2 protein-coding genes are annotated in these 1950 nt (G+C 72.1%); one reads left to right on the top strand and one right to left on the bottom strand.

All coding sequences use genetic code 11. From position 1 onward, the window contains the following. Nucleotides 1-40 precede the first annotated feature (40 nt). Nucleotides 41-1753, bottom strand: a complete 1713-nt coding sequence (locus ACE3Q3_RS24195) for a PHA/PHB synthase family protein (protein WP_374450396.1) — start codon at nt 1751-1753, stop codon at nt 41-43. On the opposite strand from ACE3Q3_RS24195, the gene ACE3Q3_RS24190 reads away from it, so the two are divergent. After that, a partial coding sequence (locus tag ACE3Q3_RS24190; protein WP_374450395.1) for a hypothetical protein occupies nt 1725-1950 on the top strand: 226 nt, incomplete at its 3' end. The two genes, ACE3Q3_RS24195 and ACE3Q3_RS24190, sit on opposite strands and share 29 nt — an antisense overlap.

Below are 1950 nucleotides of genomic sequence, written 5' to 3'. Positions count from 1 at the left end.
GAGCGGGCAGCCGTGAGCGGGCAGCCGTGACGAAGCCGCCTCAGGTCTGCAGGACGTAGCGGCCGGGGGCGTCGTCGATCGGCGGGTAGCCGGCGGCGGGCGCCCCCAGCGACGGCGGCGGCACCGGCTCGCCCGAGCGGGCATCGAGCCATCGGCCCCATTCCGGCCACCACGACCCTTCGGAGAGCGGTGCCAGCGTCAGCCAGCGGTCGGGGTCGACATGGGGGTCGCCGTCCTTGCGCGACAGCGCGCGGTAGCGCCGGCCCGGGCGGCCCGGCTCCGACACGATGCCGGCATTGTGGCCGCCGGAGGTCAGCAGGAAGGTGACTTCCGTGTCGGTCAGGAGCTCGATCTTGTGGACCGAGCGCCAGGGCGCGACATGGTCCCATTCGGTGCCGACGGCGAAGATCGGCTGGCGGATGTCGGTCAGTGCGACCGGACGGCCGTCGACCCGGTAGCGCCCCTCCGCGAGGTCGTTCTCGAGATAGAGTTGGTGCAGGTATTCCGAATGCATCCGGAACGGCATCCGCGTGGCGTCGGCGTTCCAGGCCATGAGGTCGTTCATCGGCCGGCGGTCGCCCATCAGGTACTCGTGGACGAGGCGCGACCAGATGAGGTCGTTCGACCGCAGCAGCTGGAAGGCGCCGGCCATCTGGCGGGCATCGAGATAGCCCTGCCGCCACATCACGTCGTCGAGGAAGTCGAGCTGCGCCTCGTTGATGAAGAGCTTGAGTTCGCCGGCCTCGGTGAAGTCGGCCTGGGCCGCCAGCAGCGTCAGGCTGGCGAGCCGCCGGCCGCCGTCCCGCGCCATGACGGCGGCGGCGATCGTCAGCAGCGTGCCGCCGAGGCAGTAGCCGACGCCGTGGATCGGCCGGCCCGGCACGATGGCACCGACCGCGTCGAGCGCCGCCATCACGCCGAGGCGGCGGTAGTCCTCGAGGTCGCGGTCGCGGTCGCCCTCGTCGGGGTTCTTCCACGACAGCATGAACACGGTGTGGCCGCGCTCGACCAGCCAGCGCACCAGCGAGTTCTGCTGCGACAGGTCGAGGATGTAATACTTCATGATCCAGGCCGGGACGATCAGGATCGGCTCGGGCCGCACGGCATCGGTCGTCGGCGCGTACTGGATCAGCTCCATCAGCGCGTTGCGCCAGACGACCTTGCCGGGAGTGACGGCGAGGTTGCGTCCGACCTGGAACGCCTCGGCCCCGACCGGCGGCCGGCCGGCGATCGCGCGCTCCCAGTCCGCGTACAGGTTGGCGAGGCCGGCGACGAGGTTGCTGCCGCCGCTGGCGAGCGTGCGCTCCAGCACCTCGGGGTTGGTGAGGACGAAGTTCGAGGGCGCGACCATGTCGAGGAGCTGGCGCGATGCGAACTCGACCGCCGCCTCGTGCTGGCGGGTGACGCCCGGCACCCCCACCGTGGCGTTGTGCCACCATTGCTGCTGCAGCAGGAAGGCCTGGCTCATGACGTTCCACGGCCAGCGGCGCCACGCCTCGTCGGCGAAGCGGCGGTCCTGGGGCAGCGGCTCGATGCAGGGCGGTGCGTCGGGGGCGAGGCCGCAGCGGCCGGCATAGGTGGCGAGGCGGGCCCATTTCCGCCACGCCTTCTCGGCGAGGTGGAAGCGGCGGCCCGGCGCCATCGCGAGATGCACCCACCAGTCGAGCGCGGCCCCGGCCAGGGCCGCGGGCGACAGCCCCCCGGTCAGCCGGGCGACGTTGGCGGTGATCGAGCGGTCGACCAGCTCGGCCATCGCCTCGGAGGCCGACGGCGCCTCGGCCGGGGGTGGCGGCGGCGGCGCCGCCGCCGTCCTGACCGGCGCGATCCTGGCCGCCGGGTTCCTGGCACCCCTCATCGACGAACTCCTGCTCCTGCCAACGACCGGCCTTGTCCGCATGCAAACTAGCGCGGCGGTGTGGCGGAATGATGATCTGGGTCAACGACGCGGCC

Source organism: Allostella sp. (assembly GCF_041913585.1).
Lineage (GTDB): Bacteria > Pseudomonadota > Alphaproteobacteria > ATCC43930 > Allostellaceae > Allostella.
Note: the sequence above shows the minus strand (reverse complement) of the source record. Positions and strands in the feature narration are given on the sequence as shown.